15 protein-coding genes are annotated in these 18,620 nt (G+C 68.7%); 4 read left to right on the forward strand and 11 right to left on the reverse strand.

What is annotated here, in order from left to right; genetic code table 11:
- Window positions 1–41 precede the first annotated feature (41 nt).
- On the forward strand, window positions 42–1,970 hold the full coding sequence (pknB, locus tag ELQ92_RS10990; protein ID WP_208004317.1) for a Stk1 family PASTA domain-containing Ser/Thr kinase: 1,929 nt from the start codon (window positions 42–44) through the stop codon (window positions 1,968–1,970).
- A 91-nt stretch (window positions 1,971–2,061) separates the two neighbouring features.
- Here the strand turns inward: pknB and ELQ92_RS10995 are convergent, their stop codons facing one another.
- From ELQ92_RS10995 to ELQ92_RS11005, 3 genes are all read right to left on the reverse strand, one after another.
- Window positions 2,062–3,390: a class II 3-deoxy-7-phosphoheptulonate synthase gene (locus tag ELQ92_RS10995; protein ID WP_128499134.1), complete on the reverse strand. Its 1,329-nt coding sequence runs from the start codon at window positions 3,388–3,390 to the stop codon at window positions 2,062–2,064.
- A gap of 111 nt (window positions 3,391–3,501) precedes the next feature.
- Window positions 3,502–4,191 carry a lysophospholipid acyltransferase family protein gene (locus ELQ92_RS11000; protein ID WP_128498990.1) on the reverse strand — a complete coding sequence of 230 codons (690 nt, stop codon included), beginning with the start codon at window positions 4,189–4,191 and terminating at the stop codon, window positions 3,502–3,504.
- Between the two features lie 26 nt (window positions 4,192–4,217).
- Window positions 4,218–5,180: an ROK family glucokinase gene (locus tag ELQ92_RS11005; protein WP_128498991.1), complete on the reverse strand. Its 963-nt coding sequence runs from the start codon at window positions 5,178–5,180 to the stop codon at window positions 4,218–4,220.
- Between the two features lie 175 nt (window positions 5,181–5,355).
- Between ELQ92_RS11005 and ELQ92_RS11010 the strand changes: the two genes are divergently transcribed.
- Window positions 5,356–7,182 (forward strand): AMP-dependent synthetase/ligase, encoded by a 1,827-nt coding sequence (locus ELQ92_RS11010; RefSeq protein ID WP_128498992.1) that lies wholly within the window; start codon window positions 5,356–5,358, stop codon window positions 7,180–7,182.
- A 36-nt stretch (window positions 7,183–7,218) separates the two neighbouring features.
- Here ELQ92_RS11010 and def read toward each other — a convergent pair whose 3' ends face one another.
- The 3 genes from def to ELQ92_RS11025 form a co-directional block, all read right to left on the reverse strand.
- The gene (def, locus tag ELQ92_RS11015) at window positions 7,219–7,710 is read right to left on the reverse strand and encodes a peptide deformylase (protein ID WP_128498993.1); all 492 of its coding nucleotides are present in this window, start codon (window positions 7,708–7,710) and stop codon (window positions 7,219–7,221) included.
- Window positions 7,703–9,598, reverse strand: a complete 1,896-nt coding sequence (locus tag ELQ92_RS11020) for a MinD/ParA family ATP-binding protein (protein ID WP_243694980.1) — start codon at window positions 9,596–9,598, stop codon at window positions 7,703–7,705. The genes def and ELQ92_RS11020 overlap by 8 nt, the downstream gene beginning before the upstream one ends.
- 106 nt (window positions 9,599–9,704) lie before the next feature.
- A complete protein-coding gene (locus ELQ92_RS11025; protein ID WP_128498994.1) occupies window positions 9,705–13,112 on the reverse strand; it encodes a pyruvate carboxylase in 3,408 nt (1,135 codons plus the stop codon).
- Between the two features lie 78 nt (window positions 13,113–13,190).
- Between ELQ92_RS11025 and ELQ92_RS11030 the strand changes: the two genes are divergently transcribed.
- Window positions 13,191–14,012 (forward strand): ParA family protein, encoded by an 822-nt coding sequence (locus tag ELQ92_RS11030; protein ID WP_128494311.1) that lies wholly within the window; start codon window positions 13,191–13,193, stop codon window positions 14,010–14,012.
- Between the two features lie 129 nt (window positions 14,013–14,141).
- Here ELQ92_RS11030 and ELQ92_RS11035 read toward each other — a convergent pair whose 3' ends face one another.
- From ELQ92_RS11035 to ELQ92_RS11050, 4 genes are all read right to left on the reverse strand, one after another.
- Entirely contained in the window at window positions 14,142–14,729 is a 588-nt protein-coding gene (locus ELQ92_RS11035; RefSeq protein WP_243694981.1) for a MerR family transcriptional regulator, read from the reverse strand.
- Between the two features lie 237 nt (window positions 14,730–14,966).
- Window positions 14,967–15,674, reverse strand: coding sequence for a transcriptional regulator FtsR (gene ftsR / locus ELQ92_RS11040; RefSeq protein ID WP_128498995.1), 708 nt, complete (start codon window positions 15,672–15,674; stop codon window positions 14,967–14,969).
- A 3-nt stretch (window positions 15,675–15,677) separates the two neighbouring features.
- Entirely contained in the window at window positions 15,678–16,172 is a 495-nt protein-coding gene (locus ELQ92_RS11045; RefSeq protein ID WP_128499136.1) for an FHA domain-containing protein, read from the reverse strand.
- A gap of 16 nt (window positions 16,173–16,188) precedes the next feature.
- Window positions 16,189–16,806 (reverse strand): CDP-alcohol phosphatidyltransferase family protein, encoded by a 618-nt coding sequence (locus tag ELQ92_RS11050; protein ID WP_128498996.1) that lies wholly within the window; start codon window positions 16,804–16,806, stop codon window positions 16,189–16,191.
- Window positions 16,807–16,947: 141 nt separating this feature from the next.
- Here ELQ92_RS11050 and ELQ92_RS11055 point away from each other — a divergent pair, with 141 nt between their 5' ends.
- On the forward strand, window positions 16,948–17,937 hold the full coding sequence (locus ELQ92_RS11055) for an SGNH/GDSL hydrolase family protein (RefSeq protein ID WP_128498997.1): 990 nt from the start codon (window positions 16,948–16,950) through the stop codon (window positions 17,935–17,937).
- Between the two features lie 44 nt (window positions 17,938–17,981).
- On the opposite strand, the gene ELQ92_RS11060 is transcribed toward ELQ92_RS11055, so the two are convergent.
- Window positions 17,982–18,554 carry a TetR/AcrR family transcriptional regulator gene (locus ELQ92_RS11060; protein ID WP_128498998.1) on the reverse strand — a complete coding sequence of 191 codons (573 nt, stop codon included), beginning with the start codon at window positions 18,552–18,554 and terminating at the stop codon, window positions 17,982–17,984.
- Window positions 18,555–18,620: the final 66 nt, after the last annotated feature.

Genomic DNA, 18,620 nt, shown 5'->3' on the forward strand with positions numbered 1-18,620 from the left:
TCATTCCGCGAGGCGGCGGCGCCCTTCTCTAGAATCTCACTGTGACGACTGGCCAGCAGACCGACCCGATGATCGGCCGTCTCATCGACGGCCGATACCTCGTACGGTCGCGCATCGCCCGAGGCGGTATGGCCACCGTTTACCTCGCGACGGACCAGCGGCTCGAGCGTCGCGTGGCCATCAAGATCATGCACGGCCACCTCTCGGACGACTCGACCTTCAAGAACCGGTTCGTCCAAGAGGCCCGCTCAGCCGCGCGGCTCGCCAATCCCCACGTCGTGAGCGTGTTCGACCAGGGCCAGGACAGCGATATGGCCTATCTGGTCATGGAGTACCTCCCCGGGATCACGCTGCGTGAACTTCTCGCGGAGCGCGGGACCCTCTCGGCGCAGCAGGTCGTCGACATCATGGACGCGGTCCTCACCGGACTCGCCGCGGCGCACCGAGCGGGCATCGTGCACCGCGACGTCAAGCCGGAGAACGTCCTCCTCGCGGACGACGGGCGCATCAAGATCAGCGACTTCGGCCTGGCTCGCGCGGCCAGCGCGAACACCGCGACGGGACAAGCGCTCCTCGGCACGATCGCCTACCTCTCCCCCGAACTCGTCACGCGCGGCATAGCGGACACACGAAGCGACATCTACGCGCTCGGCATCATGATGTACGAGATGCTCACCGGCGAGCAGCCCTACAAGGGCGAACAACCGATGCAGATCGCCTATCAGCACGCCAACGACTCCGTTCCGCGCCCGAGCGCGCGCAATCCGGAGGTTCCCGACGAACTCGACGACCTCGTGCTCTGGGCGACCGAACGCGATCCCGAGCAGCGTCCGACGAACGCCGGCGAACTCCTCGATCGGCTCCACGAGATCGAGGGCCAGCTGGGGTTCAGTGTCTCGACGAGCACGCAATCGACCATGTTCCTCCCCCCTCTTCCCCTCCCGGGCGGATCCGACCTCACGAGCGTGCTCGCGAGCCCCGGCCCCGCAGGGACGGCGGTGACGACGGCGCCCGACGACGACGCGAGTCGGCTCACGGTCCGGACGGCTCGCCGCCGCCGGAAGGGTTTCGCGCTCTTCCTGGTCGTCCTCCTGCTCGCCGGCCTCGCGGGGGGCACAGGCTGGTACTTCGGCTCCGGACCCGGCTCCCGGGTTCAGGTCCCGAACCTCGCGGGAGCGGAACCCGAAGCCGCCTCGGCTCGCCTCGCCGAGCTCGGCTTCGAGGTCGCTGACGTGCAGGAGTACAGCTTCGAGGTACCCGAGGGGCTCGTCACGCGCACAGACCCCGAGCCCGGCACCTTCATCGACAAGAACGGCACCGTCACCCTCTATGTCTCGCAGGGCCGGCAGCCCGTCTCGATCGGCATGCTGGAGGGCAAGACGCTCGCCGAGGTGCGGGAGTTCGCCGAGGCGAACCGCCTCACGGTGAACGAACCGACAGAGCAGTACTCGGGAGACGTCCCCCGCGACGTCGTGCTGAGCGTCACGGACGCGGAGGGCAAGGACTTCGTGAAGGAAGCGGGGAGCGTCCTCCAGGGCGCCTCCCTCGACGTGATCGTCTCCGTCGGCGGCATTCCCGACGTCGTGGGACAGGGCCAGAGCACGGCCCGGAACGACCTCGAGTCCGTCGGTCTCGACGTCGCCGACGACAACCAGCAGGAGTTCAGCGACGACTTCGAGAAGGGCCAGGTCATCCGGGTCGTCTTCCCGGAAGGCCCTCTGCGGCCGGGTGCCGCCGTCACGCTCGTCGTGTCGAAGGGGCAGGACCTCGTCGAGGTCCCCGATGTCGTCGACATGACGATCGCGGACGCGAAGGCCGCTCTCGAGGAGCGCGGCTTCGTCGTGGATCTCCAGACCGTCGTCCCGGAGAACCTCTGGGGCGAGGACGTCTTCTCGATCGTGTCGCAGGACATCGAGGGCGGGACGTCGGTCAAGCGGGGTTCGACCGTCACGATCGCGGCGAACCTCTAGAGTCCATCATCGGCCCACCGACTGCTCGCATACCGCTCGACCACGACGCCCCCGCGAGGTGGTCGCGGGGGCGTCATGGAGCGGTCGTCGGTCAGACCCGGGCGAGTTCCTCGGCGACGAGGAAGGCGAGCTCGAGCGACTGCATGTGGTTGAGGCGCGGGTCGCACAGGGACTCGTAGCGTGTCGAGAGAGTCGCCTCGTCGATGTGCTCGGACCCGCCGAGGCACTCCGTCACGTCGTCTCCGGTCAACTCGACGTGGATGCCGCCGGGGTGCGTCCCCGCCGCGCGATGCGCCTCGAAGAAGCCCTTGACCTCGTCGACGACGTCGTCGAAACGCCGCGTCTTGTAGCCGGTCGGCGTCGTGAGTCCGTTGCCGTGCATCGGGTCGGTGACCCAGAGCGGAGTCGCGTCCGAGGCCTTGATCGCCTCGAGCAACGGTGGGAGCGCATCGCGGATCTTACCGGCGCCCATGCGCGTGATGAACGTCAGACGCCCGGGCTCGCGGTCCGGATCGAGCTTGTCGACGAGAGCGAGCATGTCGTCGGGGGTCGTCGACGGCCCGAGCTTGACGCCGATGGGGTTCCGCACGCGCGAGAGGAAGTCGACGTGGGCTCCGTCGAGGTCACGCGTACGCTCCCCGATCCACACGAAGTGAGCCGACGTGTTGTACGGCGTGCCCGTCCGCGAATCGATGCGCGTCATCGGTCGCTCGTAGTCCATGAGCAGGCCCTCATGCGCGGTGTAGAACTCGACGCGTTTGAGTTCGTCGAAGTCCGCCCCGGCCGCCTCCATGAAGCGGATGGCCTTGTCGATGTCCTTCGCGAGCTGCTCGTAGCGCTGGTTCGCCGGGTTGGCGGCGAAGCCCTTGTTCCACGAGTGGACCTCTCGGAGGTCGGCGAAGCCACCCTGGGTGAACGCACGGATGAGGTTCAAGGTGGACGCGGCCGTGTGGTAGCCCTTCACGAGCCGGGACGGATCAGCGCGGCGCGATTCCGGCGTGAAGTCGTACCCGTTCACGATGTCGCCGCGGTACGCCGGAAGGGTCACTCCCCCGCGGGTCTCGGTGTCGCTCGAGCGCGGCTTCGCGAACTGCCCGGCCATCCGGCCCATCTTGACGATCGGCATGGACGCACCGTACGTCAGGACGACGGCCATCTGGAGGATCGTCTTGACCCTGTTGCGGATCTGCTCGGCCGTCGCCCCCGCGAATGTCTCGGCACAGTCTCCGCCCTGCAGGAGGAAGGCCTCGCCGCGGGCGGCCCGCGCGAGGCGCTCCCGCAGGATGTCGACCTCGCCGGCGAACACGAGAGGAGGAAGCGTCGCGATCTCGGCCGAGACCGCTGCGGCCTCGGTCGTCGAGTCCCACTGCGGCTGCTGCTTGATCGGGAGCTGACGCCAATAGTCGAGACCGGCGATCACAGAATCGTCAGGCGTCACGACTGGTTCCGTCAGCTGGGTCACGAGGATGGTTTCCTGATCGTCGAGCGGGCACGGCAGTGCCCACGAGTGGATGGGTTTAGGCCCCCAACACTATCTCGAAACCGAGGGGGCCTTGCTCTTCATGGTCGTCGCGTAGACGTCGACGTACTCCTGGCCGCTCAGACGGTTGAGTTCGTACATGAGCTCGTCGGTCACGGAGCGCAACACGAAGCGGTCGCCCTCGAGCCCGTCGAAGCGCGAGAAGTCGAGAGGCTCACCGATGATGATGCCGGGACGCCGGATCTTCGGCAGCCGCGTGCCGATGGGCATGACCTTCTCGGTGTCGATCATGGCGACGGGCACGATCGGCACTCCCGCTTCGAGGACCATGCGTGCGACGCCCGTCCTCCCCCGATACATGCGCGCGTCCGGGCTCCGTGTGCCTTCCGGATAGATCCCCAGCAGTTCGCCGCGGCCGAGTACACCGAGCCCCGTGTTGAGGGAGGCCTCCGACGCCTTGCCTCCCGAGCGGTCGATGGGGAGCTGCCCCGTGGCGCGCATGAACATGCGCGTGGCCCAGCCCTTCAGGCCGGTGCCGGTGAAGTACTCGCTCTTCGCGAGGAAGGAGATCGGGCGGTCGAGGTACAGCGGGAGGAAGATCGAGTCGATGACCGAGAGATGGTTGCTCGCGAGGATCACGCCCCCTGTCTTCGGGACGTTCTCGGCGCCGATGACCCATGGCCGGAAGAGCGCCTTGAGCACCGGTCCCGCGACGATGTGCTTCATGAACCAGTAGAACACTCTCGTCCTCTCTACTTCCCGCCGGGTCAGCCGCGAACGCCGCGGAGGCGGCGTTCCGCGCTGATGCGCGCGAGGTCGGCCGCGCCGACGACGCCAGCATCGTTGACGAGCTCGGCGATCGTGAACTCCGGCACCGGGTGGTATCCACGAGCGGGGATGTGCTCGATGTAGGCCTGTCGGATCGGATCGAGCAGGAGCTCTCCCGATTGCGCGACGCCCCCGCCGATCACGAAGATCTGCGGATCGAGGATCGCACCGAGGCTCGCGCTCGCCTGCCCGATCCAGCCGCCGAGCTGCCGGAGCGCCGCCAGAGCGCCGCCGTCCTCCGCCATGATGAGTTCGGAGAGCACCGCGCCATCGAGCGGCGCCGCGGCACGCCTCTCGGCGAGCGTCTGCCCGATCCCGCCGGCGTCGGCCAGCTCGTTCGCGTACCGCAGGAGCGCCCGACCCGACGCGTACTGCTCGATGCAGCCGCGCTGACCGCATCCGCACGGAAGACCCCCGGGCACGACGCGCATGTGGCCGATCTCGGCACCGACTCCGAAGCCGCCGCGGAAGAGCGCGTCTCCCGTCACGATGGCTCCCCCGACGCCCGTTCCGATGGTCAGGACCACCATGTCGCTCACGAGTCTCCCCGCGCCGAATCGGAACTCGGCCCACCCGGCCGCGTTGGCGTCGTTCTCGATTACGACCGGGAGCCCGAGACGAGCGGTGAGCTTCGCCTCGAACGGCTCGTTCCGCCAGCTCAGGTTCGGAGCGTAGTAGACCGTCGACTGCGCGGCGTCGATGAACCCCGCTGCGGCGACACCCACCCCGGCGACCTCGTGACCCGCCGCGAGTTGCTGCACCATCGCGACGACGGAGTCCTCGATGAGGGTCGCGGACGAGGCCGGCGACGGAACGCGCGTCTCGGCGAGGATCGCGCCGTCCTCGTCGACGAGGGCTCCGGCGATCTTCGTTCCACCGATGTCGATTCCGATCGCGAGCACGCGCGTGTACCTCCTGGAGTGCCGAGGTCTGCACGCCTCTCTCGGGCGAACGACCTCAACGAGTGTATGCCGGGCGAGGCACGGACGCGAGAAGCGCGGCTCGGTGCGACGCGGGGTGTCTCCGCACGGCTTAGAGTGGAGACACATTCTTTCTCGCGCCATCAAAGGAGTTGACGTGGAACAGTTCGTGGTACCGGCCGTCGTGCCGGCCGATCCCGACGCGAACGCGACGGACCTGCTCATCGACCGCGTGCGCGCCACGCCGGACGCACCCCTCTTCGCCCTCCCGCGTGACGGCGGCTGGGTCGACGTGTCCGCGCGCGAGTTCCATCGCCAGGTCGTCGCCCTCGCGAAGGGGCTCGTCGCCGCCGGCATCGAGCCCGGCGACAAGATCGGCTTCATGTGCAAAACGCGGTACGAGTGGACGCTCGTCGACTTCGCCACGTGGTTCGCCGGTGCCGTGCTCGTGCCCGTCTACGAGACGAGCGCCCCCAGTCAGATCCACTGGAACCTGTCCGACTCCGAGGCGATCGCGATGATCGTCGAGACGCCCGAGCACTTCGCACGCTTCGACGAGGTGCACGGCGACCTCCCCCTCGTCCGCTCCGTGTGGCAGGTCGACCTCGGCGACCTCGACAAACTCGCGGCATCGGGCACGAGCATCCCGGACGAGGAGATCGAGCGACGGCGGTCGATCGCCGGCGGCTCGGATCTCGCCACGCTCATCTACACCTCCGGTTCGACGGGCCGGCCCAAGGGCTGCGTCCTGACGCACTCGAACTTCGTCGAACTGTCACGCAACGCAGCGGTCGCGATGAAGGAGGTCGTGCACACGGGCGCCTCGACGCTCCTGTTCATCACGACGGCGCACGTCTTCGCCCGCTTCATCTCGATCCTCGCGGTCCACGGCGGCGTCAAGACCGGTCACCAGCCCGACACGAGGCAGCTGCTGCCATCACTCGGTTCGTTCCAGCCGACCTTCCTGCTCGCCGTGCCGCGAGTGTTCGAGAAGGTCTACAACTCCGCGGAGCAGAAGGCCGAGGCCGGCGGCCGCGGCAAGATCTTCCGGGCGGCCGCCGAGGTCGCCGTCGAGCACAGCAAGGCCGCGGAGACCGGCTCGGTGCCGCTCGCGCTGCGACTCAAGTTCGCGCTCTTCGACCGCCTCGTCTACGGGAAGCTGCGAGCCGCCATGGGCGGACGCGTCGAATACGCCGTCTCGGGCTCCGCTCCCCTCGGTTCGCGGCTCGGCCACTTCTTCCACAGCCTCGGCATCGTCATCCTCGAGGGATACGGGCTCACGGAGACGACGGCGCCCGCGAGCGTCAACCTCGCGAACCGGTCGAAGATCGGCTCCGTCGGGCCCGCACTTCCCGGCGTCGGCATCCGGGTCATGGATGACGGTGAGGTCGAAGTCTCCGGCATCAACGTGTTCCGCGGGTACTGGAAGAACTCCGAGGCGACGAGCGCCGCGTTCGACGGCGAGTGGTTCAAGACCGGCGACCTCGGCTCCTTCGACTCCGAGGGATTCCTCACGATCACTGGACGCAAGAAGGAGATCATCGTGACGGCCGGCGGGAAGAACGTCGCCCCCGCGGCCCTCGAGGACCCGATCCGCTCGAACCCCGTCGTCGGCCAGGTCGTCGTGGTCGGGGATCAGAAGCCCTTCATCTCCGCGCTCGTGACGCTCGACTCGGAGATGCTGCCGACCTGGCTCGAGAACAACGGCCAGGACCGCGATCTGTCCCTCGCCGACGCCGCGCGGAACCCCGCCGTCCTCGCCGAGATCCAGCGCGCGATCGATGCCGCCAACGCGAAGGTGTCCCGAGCAGAGTCCGTGCGGAAGTTCGTCATCCTGCCCATCGAGTTCACAGAAGCCTCCGGGCATCTGACGCCGAAGCTCAGCATCAAGCGGAACATCATCCTGTCGGACTTCGCCGACGAGATCGAGGGCATCTACGCGGTCAACCCGCCACCGACGCAGGGTCTCACGACGGTCGGCTGAGACGACGGGGCGGCGCGGAAGGCGCCACCCGTCGTCTCAGAACCAGGACGACTCGCGGACCTCTTTCATCGCCGCGCGCCGGTTCTCCTTGTCGAGCCGGTCCAGGTAGAGGGTCCCGTCGAGGTGGTCGGTCTCGTGCTGGAGCGCCTGCGCGAGGACACCCGTACCCGACACCTCGATCTCATGACCGTCGAGGTCGATGCCGGTCACGCGAGCGAACGGATAACGCAGGGTCGGGTACCAGAGCCCCGGCACCGAGAGGCACCCCTCGTCCACGGGCTCCGGTTCACCGCTCGTCTCGACGAGCACGGGATTGATCACGTAACCGATCTCACCGTCGACGTTATAGCTGAACGCGCGGAGGCCCACTCCGATCTGATTCGCCGCGACTCCCGCTCGTCCCGGGAGTGCGACCGAATCGAGCAGGTCCTCCACGAGGCCCCGGACCTTGTCCGTAATCTCGCCGATCGGCTCGCACGCCGTCTTGAGGACGGGGTCCCCGAAGATCCTGATCTCCCGCTCAGCCATCGGCGGACTCTCGGACGCGTCGGCGGGCCGGAAGCCCCTCGACGACGAGAGCGGAGAGCTCCCGCGCGGCTTGTCGTGTCTCGGATCGCAAGTCGGCGAACGAGATCGCCGCTCCCGTCGCCAGTTGTGGGTCGAAAGGGATGCGCACGATGCTCCTCACGCGGGATTCGAAGTGCTTCTCGATCTCGTCGAGACGCACGGCCGGGGTACCCGGGGCCGTCGAGTTGATGATGACGACGGCGCTCGCAGCGAGATCCGGGTAGCCGTTGGCCTCGAGCCAGGAGATCGTCTCGGCGGCCGAGCGCGCCTCGTCGACACTCGTCCCCGAGACGACGACGATCGCGTCAGCGTGGCGGAGCGTCGCACCCATCACGGAGTGCACGATCCCCGTGCCGCAGTCCGTCAGCACGATCGAGTAGTACTGCGAAGCCAACCGGGCCACGACGTCGTAGTCGCCCTCGTCGAAGGCCTGGGAGAGGTGGGGGTCGGTGTCGGACGCGAGGACGTCGAGACGCGTCTCGTCACGCGAGACGAGTCGCGAGAACTCCGTGTACCCCGTGACGGCGTCCGCCCCGCGCACGAGATCCCTGACCGTGTGGTCGCTGCGCCGAGCGATGCGTTCGGCGAGGGTTCCGCGATCGGGGTTCGCGTCGATCGCGATCACGCGGTCGTCACGGGCATCCGCGAGAGCCATTCCGAGGAGCGTGGTGACCGTGGTCTTGCCCACCCCGCCCTTGCGTGTGAGGACGGGGACGAAGCGCGCGCTCCCGACGAGGGGCTTCGCGATTCGGGCGGTCAGCGCTCGGCGATCGCGAGCGGCACGCGAGTCCGAGACGCGGATGCGGCGCCCGGACAGGTCGTAGAGGAGCTTCTGCCAGAAGCCCTCCGGCACGCGGCGGGTGTCACGACGGTCCTCGAGGAGTCGCTCGGCCGTGAGCATCGCCGACGACTCGGGCGCCCCCGCGAGGGCACGAGCGGCGCTCATCCCGGTGAAGGCCGCGGCACTCGGCGGTTCCTCGAGAGCCTCGTCGCGATCCGCTGCACGCTCGGGCTCCGCGACCACCGCGACGGAGTTCGTCCGAGGCTCCAGCCCCTCCGGTGTGACGGGGGCGTCCTCGATCGCCACGGCGAGCTCCTCCGCCGGGACGTCCTGCTGCTCGGCGGGGGGAAGAGCCACGGCGATGGTCGCGCTCGCGATGGTGAGCCGCGGCTCCGGCGCCTCCTTCGGCGTGGTCGGCACGAGGACGGAAGGATCGGTCGCTCGTGCCGGTGTCTTCCGCGCAGGTGTCTTCCGCGCAGGTGCCTTCCGCGCAGGTGTCTTTCGCGCAGGTGTCTTCCGCGCAGGGGAGTTCGCAGCAGGAGCATCCGGAGCAGGAGCAGCCGAAGCAGGGGGCTTCCGAGCCGGTGCCTTCGAAGCGGGGGTCCTCGGCGTCCGCTCCTTCGGAGCAGGGGCCTTCCGAGCCGGAGCCTTCTCCCGCGACGGTCTCTGTTCCGCCCCCGTGGGTTTGGCATCCTCGGCGGGCGAAGCCGCCGCCCCGAGGGGTCCCGAGGACGGGTCCACGGTCGCGACCACGATCGGCGCCTCCTGACCGGGATCGGTGACCGGCGCGCGCACCTCGTCGAGAGCGGCCGACGGAGTGTCCTCGGGTCTCACCTCCGCTGCGACGACCTCGTCGTCCTCGACGAGGTCCTCGTCGATCCGGGCCGAGGTCGTCTGCGGCACGATCGAGAAGGTCGACATCGGGAGGGAGGCGGTATCGACCGAGGACTCCTCCAGGAGGCCCGGGAACTCGCGGGTGTCGTGATCGGCGATGTGGTCGAGGGCACTTCGTCGTGCCTTCACGGATGACGGACGGCCGGGCGGGCGGGCCGGAGGTGTGTCGGACACGGTCGTGCCCCCTTTCGATGCTCTTTCGGGCGCGATCCAGTGTAGTGACCCCCCGAACCGGTGGGTCACGGAGCGGCTCCTGGCTGCGCGGATCGCTCCGCCCGACTCAGGCGTCCGACCTCACGACGACGATCAGGTCGCCGGCCTCGACCTGTTGAGTCGCGGCGATCGCGATGCGGTCGACGACACCGGAGACGGACGCGGTGATCGCCGCCTCCATCTTCATCGCCTCGATGGAGGCGACGGCCTGCCCGGCGGTCACCGGCTGGCCCTCCTCCACCTTGACGGTCACGACCCCGGAGAACGGCGCCGCGACGTGTCCGGGCCGGGCCGAGTCCGCCTTCTCGGCCGCCTTCGTCTCGACCTTCACCGATCGGTCGCGGACCGACAGCGGCCGCAACTGCCCGTTGAGGGTCGTCATGACCGTGCGCATGCCCTTGTCGTCCGCTTCGCCGATCGCCTCGAGCCCGAGGTACAGACGAACACCCTTGCTGATCTCGACGACGTGCTCCCGCCCGCTCTCAAGTCCGTAGAGGTAGTCGGCCGTGTCGAGGACCGAGAGGTCGCCGTATTGCTCGCGCGTCTCGAGGAACTGCGCCGTGGGAGCCGGGAACAGGAGGCGGTTGAGCGTGGCACGACGAGCAGCACCCTGCTGACGAAGCGTGTCCAGGTCGTCATCCCCCACGGGAGTGACCGAGATGTCGACGTTGCGCCCCTCGAGCACCTTCGAGCGGAACGGCTCCGGCCAGCCGCCCGGTAGATCTCCGAGTTCTCCCGCCATGAACCCGACGACCGAGTCCGGGATGTCGTACTTCTGCGGGTTCTCGGCGAAGTCGGCGGGGTCCGCCTTGACCGCCGCGAGGTGCAGGGCGAGGTCGCCCACGACCTTGGAGGACGGTGTCACCTTCGGGACCCGTCCGAGGATGGCGTTCGCGGCCGCGTACATGTCCTCGATGAGCTCGAAGTCGTTCGCGAGCCCCAACGCGATCGCCTGCTGACGCAGGTTGGAGAGCTGTCCTCCGGGGATCTCGTGCGTGTAGACGCGGCCGGTCGGTCCCGGGAGACCCGACTCGAACGGGCGGTAGAGGGCGCGGACGGCCTCCCAGTAAGGCTCCAGGTCACTGACGGCCGCGAGTGACAGCCCCGTGTCGCGCTCCGTGTGCGCGAGCGCCGCGACGAGGGCGGACTCGGACGGTTGGCTCGTCGTGCCCGACATGGCGGCGGACGCCACGTCGACCGCGTCGGCCCCCGCTTGGCTCGCGGCGAGGAGGGTCGCGAGCTGGCCGCCGGCGGTGTCGTGCGTGTGCACGTGCACGGGCAGGTCGAACCGGCTGCGGAGGGCGGAGACGAGCGTGGCGGCCGCAGCCGGGCGCAAAAGCCCGGCCATGTCCTTGATCGCGAGGACGTGCGCCCCCGCTGAGACGATCTGGTCGGCGAGCCGGAGGTAGTAGTCGAGCGTGTAGAGGTCTTCGGCCGGGTCGAGGAGATCACCGGTGTAGCAGACCGCGACCTCGGCGACGGCCGAGCCCGTCTCGAGAACGGCATCGATCGCTGGCCGCATCTGCTCGACGTCGTTGAGCGCGTCGAAGATCCGGAAGATGTCGATGCCCGATCGCGCCGCCTCGTCGACGAACGCCGACGTCACCTCCGTCGGGTAGGGCGTGTAACCGACGGTGTTCCGTCCCCGCAGGAGCATCTGGATCGCGACGTTGGGGAGGGCCGCCCGGAGGGAATCGAGCCGCTCCCACGGGTCCTCGCCGAGGAAGCGGAGCGCGACGTCGTAGGTCGCGCCGCCCCACGCCTCGACCGACAGGAGCTGCGGGGTCATGCGCGCGATGTAGGGCGCGGCGGCGAGGAGTTCCGTCGTCCGCACCCGGGTCGCGAGGAGCGACTGGTGGGCGTCGCGGAACGTCGTGTCGGTGACCGCGAGCGCCGTCTGCGCGCGCAGCGCCGCGGCGAACCCGACGGGGCCGAGCTCTTGCAGGCGCTGGCGCGAGCCGGCGGGGGCCTCGGTCGTGAGGTCGAACTTCGGGAGCTTCGTCCGCGGGTCGGAGACCGACGGACGCTCGCCGTTCGGCTTGTTGACGGTGACGTCGGCGAGCCACGACATGATCTTCGTACCGCGGTCCTTCGAGACCCGGCCCTTCAGGAGTTGCGGCCGCTCCTCGATGAACGAGGTCGACAGGTCGCCCACGACGAACGACGGATCGTCGAGCACGGCCTGCAGGAAGGGGATGTTCGTGGAGACGCCGCGGATCCGGAACTCCGCGAGAGCGCGGCGGGCACGGTTCACAGCCGACGGGAAGTCCCGTCCGCGGCATGTGAGCTTCGCGAGCATCGAATCGAAGTGTGGACTGATCTGCGCGCCCGACGCGACCGTTCCGCCGTCGAGACGGATCCCCCCGCCACCCGGCGAACGATAGGTCGAGATCTTGCCGGTGTCGGGGCGGAACCCCTGCGTCGGGTCCTCGGTCGTGATCCGGCACTGCAGCGCGGCGCCCCGCAAGTGGATGTCCTCCTGGTGGAGCCCGAGGTCGGCGAGCGTCTCTCCTGCGGCGATCCGCATCTGGGACTGTACGAGGTCGACGTCCGTCACCTCCTCCGTGACGGTGTGCTCGACCTGGATACGCGGATTCATCTCGATGAAGACGTGCTCCCCCGCGCGCTCCCCCACCGTGTCGACGAGGAACTCCACCGTTCCCGCGTTCACGTACCCGATGGAGCGGGCGAAGGCCACGGCGTCGCGGTGGAGCGCCGCGCGGAGCTCGTCCGAGATGTTGGGCGCCGGGGCGATCTCCACGACCTTCTGGTTCCGGCGCTGCACCGAGCAATCGCGCTCGAAGAGGTGCACGGTCTCGCCCGACGCGTCCGCGAGGATCTGAACCTCGATGTGCCGGGGGCGCAGCACCGCCTGCTCGAGGAACATGCGGGGGTCACCGAACGCGCTGTCGGCCTCGCGCATCGCCTCGGCGAGAGCGTCGGCGAGGTCCTCGAGTCGCTCGACCCGCCGCATGCCACGCCCGCCGCCACCGGCGACGGCTTTCGCGAAGAGGGGGAACCCGACGGATTCCGCACCGGCGATGAGCTCGTCGACGTCGGCGGACGCCGGGGTCGACCGGAGGACGGGGACGCCGGCCGCGATGGCGTGTTCCTTCGCCGTGACCTTGTTACCGGCCATCTCGAGCACGCGCGACGGCGGTCCGATGAAGGTGATGCCGGCCGCCGCAGCCTGCTCGGCCAGTTCCGGGTTCTCGGACAGGAAGCCGTAGCCCGGGTAAATGGCGTCGGCGCCGCTCTCCTTGGCCACACGGATGATCTCGTCGACGGAGAGGTACGCCCTGACCGGGTGCCCCTCCTCGCCGATCTGGTACGCCTCATCGGCCTTCAGGCGGTGGAACGAGTTGCGGTCCTCGTACGGGAACACGGCCACGGTCTGGGCCCCGAGCTCGTAAGCGGCACGGAACGCCCTGATGGCGATCTCCCCGCGGTTGGCGACCAGGATCTTCGTGAACATGCAGGGCCTTTCGGGAGGAGAGGAGCGCACAGGCAACGGTTAGGTTCCTCAACCGTTGTAAAGGTAACGTATCTGATTGTGCATGTACTCAGCGTGAGCAGCCTCAAGGGAGGCGTGGGCAAGACGACCGTCAGCCTCGGTCTCGCCTCCGCCGCGTTCGCGAAGGGCATCCGCACGCTCGTCGTCGACCTCGACCCCCAGTCGGACGTCTCCACGGGGATGGACATCTCGTTGTCGGGTCGGCTGAGCGTGGCCGACGTCCTCGCGTCTCCGAAGGAGAAGACGGTCCGTCAGGCGATCACCCCCTCGGGCTGGACCAAGACCCACGCGGGCACCGTCGACGTCATGATCGGCAGCCCCTCGGCCATCAACTTCGACGGCCCGCACCCGTCGATCCGTGACATCTGGAAGCTCGAGGAGGCCCTCGCCCACGTCGAGTCGGAGTACGACCTCGTCCTGATCGACTGCGCTCCCTCGCTCAACGCCCTCACCCGGACGGCATGGGCAGCGAGCGATCGCGTGAGCGTCGTCACGGAACCGGGACTCTTCTCCGTCGCCGCCGCCGACCGGGCGCTGCGAGCGATCGAGGAGATCCGACGCGGGCTGTCGCCGCGACTCCAGCCCCTCGGCATCATCGTGAACCGCGTTCGGGCGCAATCGCTCGAGCACCAGTTCCGCATCAAGGAGCTGCGCGACATGTTCGGCCCCCTCGTCCTGTCCCCGCAACTGCCGGAACGCACCGCGCTCCAGCAGGCGCAAGGCGCCGCGAAGCCCGTGCACATCTGGCCGGGTGAGAGCGCTCAGGAGATGGCGAAGAACTTCGATCTCCTTCTCGACCGTGTGCTGCGCACAGGACGCGTCGGCGAGTACGCCGAGCTCACGGCGCCGAAGAACGCCTGACCCGGATCCCGCGCGGATCGTCGGTCCACCACGATCGGCGCAGAGAGCTGATCGATCCGATAACACCGACAAGACGGTGAACGACCAGTCAGGTCGCGTCCAGGTCAGGCCCGATCGAAACGGCTCGGATCAGGCGGAGCGAGCGGCACGGCGAGCGGCGAGCTCGTCGACCGCCTCGAGCGCTTGAGGCTCAAAATCGACGAGAGTCGTCTCGACCTCGCGCAGCACCTTGCCGACGGCGATCCCGAACACGCCCTGTCCCCGGCTCACGAGGTCGATGACCTCATCGTTCGAGGTACAGAGGTAGACGCTCGCTCCGTCCGACATGAGCGTCGTCTGGGCGAGGTCGTTCACTCCTGACTCGCGGAGCTGGTTCACCGCCGTACGGATCTGCTGAAGCGAGATGCCGGTGTCGAGCAATCGCTTGACGAGCTTGAGGACGAGGATGTCCCGGAATCCGTAGAGCCGCTGCGAACCTGAACCGGCCGCGCCGCGGACGGTGGGCTCGACGAGCCCGGTGCGGGCCCAATAATCGAGTTGCCGGTAGCTGATCCCGGCCGCACGAGCAGCGATCGCTCCGCGGTACCCCGCTTCGTCGTCGAGGTCGGGAAGGCCGTCCGTGAAGAGGAGTTCGTACCGGGGGTCGTGCGACCGACCCGGGGTCGCAGCCGTCGCGCCCGACTCTCCCGTGAGACCGGTGTCACCGGGTCCGCTCATCTCATTGCCCTTCTCCGTCAGGTCGCGCATCGCGCCGTCCCGATCACCGATCGATCCGAACGCGACGTGTTCCTCGCGTGTTCCTCTACGCTATCGAGCGCGGAGAGCTTCCCGTCCGACATTCGCCCGATGGCGTCGGCGTGTCGGACAGCCGAGCCCGGGGAGACTCCATCGCCCAGTCTACGACCGCGCCGCCCGACGCGCACTCCCGTGTTCGGTGCGACGCCGCGACCCCGGTCAGTTGGAGAAGCGCCCGAGCGCCTGTCGGATGAGGCTTCCTCGCACCGTCTCGAAGTGACCGGCGATCTCGCCGGAGAGCTCCTGCGCCTTCGCGCGGCTGGCCGCGTCCCCGCGCTTCGAGATGGGCATGAGCGCACTCTCGATGAGAGCGAGTTCACGTTCCGCCGCCGCACGGAAGCCCCGCAAGTGACGGGGCTCGATGCCGGACCGCTGCAGTTCGACGAGCGCGCGGAGAACATGCACGGTGTCGTCGGTGTACGACTCCGCGGGCACGATGAGCGAGGCCGACACGGCATCGCTGAAGAGATGCCCCGTCGCCCCCGCCTCGGCGATGACGTCGTCGCGCCCCAATCGACGACCCACCGGGATGATGCTCTGCACGGACTCCCCCGCGCCAGAGCCGGGGACGGCCGGATCCTTCCCAGCGTCGAGGTCGGCGAGATACGTGCGGATGACCTTGAGGGGAAGGTAGTGATCGCGCTGCATCGAGAGAACGACGCGCACTCGCTCGACGTCCGCGGAGGAGAACTTGCGGTAGCCCGAGCGCGTGCGCGACGGACGGACGAGACCTTGCTCCTCGAGGAAACGGAGCTTCGAGTTCGTCAGTTCCGGGAACTCGTTCGCGAGGCGGGCGAGCACCTGTCCGATGCTGAGAAGCGGTTCCGACGACGATGCCGACGGACTCCGCGCGGCACGTGCCGACACCCTCTAGCGCCCCGCGCCCGTGGCCAGGTCGGCGCGGGAGGCGAAGAACGTCAACCGGAATTTTCCGATCTGGACCTCTGCTCCGTCGCGCAACTGGGCGGAGTCGATGCGCGTGCCGTCGAAATAGGTGCCGTTGAGCGAGTTGAGATCGCGGATCTCGAACGTCGAACCCGTCCGCACGAATTCCGCGTGTCGCCGCGAGACCGTGACGTCGTCGAGGAAGATGTCGGCGTCCGGGTGTCGGCCGGCCGTCGTCACACCCGTGTCGAGAAGGAAGCGCGCGCCGGAGTTGGGACCACGGCGGACGATGAGAAGGGCTGAGCCGGAGGGCAGTGCCGCGACCGCATCCTGCTCCTCGGCCGAGACGTGCGAATCGAGGGCTCCGAGGGCCTGGCTGAACTCCTCGCCGTAGCCCACCGTGGTCTCGGCCCTGTCGGGCCGGCCCGGCGCGGGGGCTCGCGTGAAAGCACCCGTCGGCGGGTTGTTGTCGTCGGGAATCGTCACCGTGTACCTCCTAATGGTCCAGCGTATCGGAAGTCGGGCCGCCGCCCGAGCGGCTCTCGCGACGGATGCGGACGGTGTCTCGGAGATACACGAGCCCGGCGACCCAGTACAGCACGGCACCGAGGACGGCGATCCCGTTTCCGACGGGCTGCACGACGGCGGAGATGTCGGGAATGGCGGCCGCCAGCATCAGGATCGGGAGCCCGACGAACAGGCATGCTGTCGCCATCTTTCCCACCTTGTTCACCGGCAGTGCGCCATGACCGGCTTGGGCGAGCACGAGGGCGACGACGAGGAGGAGGACGTCCCGAGCGAGGATCGCGACGACGAACCACAGCGGGATGAGCTCGCGCGCGACGAGTCCGAGCACCGCCGCGATGATGTAGAGCCGATCGGCCGCGGGGTCGAGCAGCTGCCCGAGGCGCGTCACCTGGCCGAGCCGTCGGGCGAGGAACCCGTCGAGGAAGTCGGTGAAGCCCGAGACGGCCAACGTGACGAGCGCGGCGATGTCTTGACCGTCGAGGAGGAAGAGGAGGAACACCGGAACGAGCGCAAGACGCAGGAAGCTCAGGATGTTCGGAATCGTCAGGATTCGGTCGCTCGGGAGTTGCGACTCGGGAGGCGCCATCACGACATCCTAGCCACATCGCGCCGTCCCGTCAGTGCGCCAGACCCGGCCGGCGTCGCAGAATGGCGAGCCGCGCTCGTCCCCCGAAATGGTGCGAGACGAGCCGGTCGCAACCGGCCGCATCCGACATACTGTTGACGCATGAACCCGGTCTCTCCCGAGCCCGGTGACGTCTCGTCGCCGGAGCCGCGACGATCAGCGTGCCGCGCACGCCCGCGCATGGTGCTCAGTTTCGCCTCTCTGGCCGCGGTCATCGGCGTCACGCTCGGCGCCGTCGCCGTGCGCGGACACACCCCCGCGGACGAGGCGACGATCGCGAGCGGCGGCGACGTGCTCGTCGACGGCGAGAGCATCGACACAGACCTCCTCCCCTTCGCGGACGCCTGGACGCGCATCAGCGACCCCGCCCGCGAATTCGTGGTCGTCGTGCTCGGCGACTCGACGGGCAACGAGCGCGGCGAATGGGTGGATCGCGCCTTCCGGACGCTCGCCGAGGAACTCGACCGGCCGCTCATCGAGCACCCGTGGAACGTTCAGAGCGCGCGGTACGCCGATCCATTGACCGTCAATCGTGACGCTGACGGCGCCCCGATCGTGGTCTGGAACGGATCGGCGAGCGGCAAGACCGCCGCGTACTCGCTCGACAACTACGACAGCCTCGTTCCGCAGCAGCCCGACGTGCTGTTCCTCAATCACGGTCTCAACAACGTCCGGCGCCCCGAAACGGTCGGCGCCGAGTTCAGCGATGTCCTGACGCGGACGGAACGCACGTGGCCGCGATCCGTCGGCTACTCAGCGCTCCTCGAGAACCCCCGCTTCGACGACTGGGCGACGGCGCACGACGCCGTCCTCGGCGGCGTCCGCTCCTGGCTCGAGGAGCGCCCGTTCGTCCTCGGCATCGACGTGCACGGCGCCTACCTCGCTCACGACGACGTCGCGACCCTCTTGACCGTCGATCTGCTGCATCCCAGCCCGGCTGGGTCCCGGGTCACGGCCGAGACGGTTCTCCTCGCCATCGCGAACGCCGTCGTCCCCTCTTCCCGACCGACCGGCGATCGGGAGGACCTGTCGATCGTGGATACGACGGACGACATCGAGACCGGCTCCTCCTCACGAGCCGACACGCACTGAGGTGTGGATGACGCGAGACGGGGCCGGTCGGGCGAGATGAACCGTCAGGCTCGGAGGAGCCGTCGACCCGCGTCGTCGAGAACCGAGCCGATCCGGTCCGTTCGTCCGTCGAGCGCGGCGAGGACGAGCGCGCCGTCGCGGAGCATCTGGATCTCCTCGGCCACACGACGGGGTTCGCTCGAGCCGTGCCTCTCGGCGAGTTCCGTGAGCCGGTCCTGCACCCATCCTCGGTGACGGGCGACCGCGACCCGGACGTCGTGGGCGGCGTCGGAGTACTCGGCCGCCGCGTTGATGAACGGGCAGCCCCGGAACCCCGGCACGCAGCCGACCTCGATGATGCTCTCCACGTACCACCGCCAGAGCGCGTCGTCGTCGAGCCGCTCTCGGGCCTCGATGAAGGCGAGACGCTCGCGCGAGGCCACCTCCTCGAGGTAGGCGACGACGAGGTCGTCCTTGCTCGGGAAGTGGCGGTAGAAGGTCACCTTGGAGACGCCGGAGTCCGCGATGACCCGGTCGGCGCTCACCGCTCGGACGCCGAGGGTGTAGAACAGTGACGAGGCGGAGTCGAGGATGCGACGGCGCGCCGAGGACTCCGGCTTGTCGAGCATCGGCGGCATGGGGGTCCCCTCGGTGGAGCGGTCGACGCGGCGGCGGCGGGCGTCCCGACACCGTTTGCATCCCCG

The sequence above is a fragment of the Labedella populi genome, from assembly GCF_004078655.1.
Lineage (GTDB): Bacteria > Actinomycetota > Actinomycetes > Actinomycetales > Microbacteriaceae > Labedella > Labedella populi.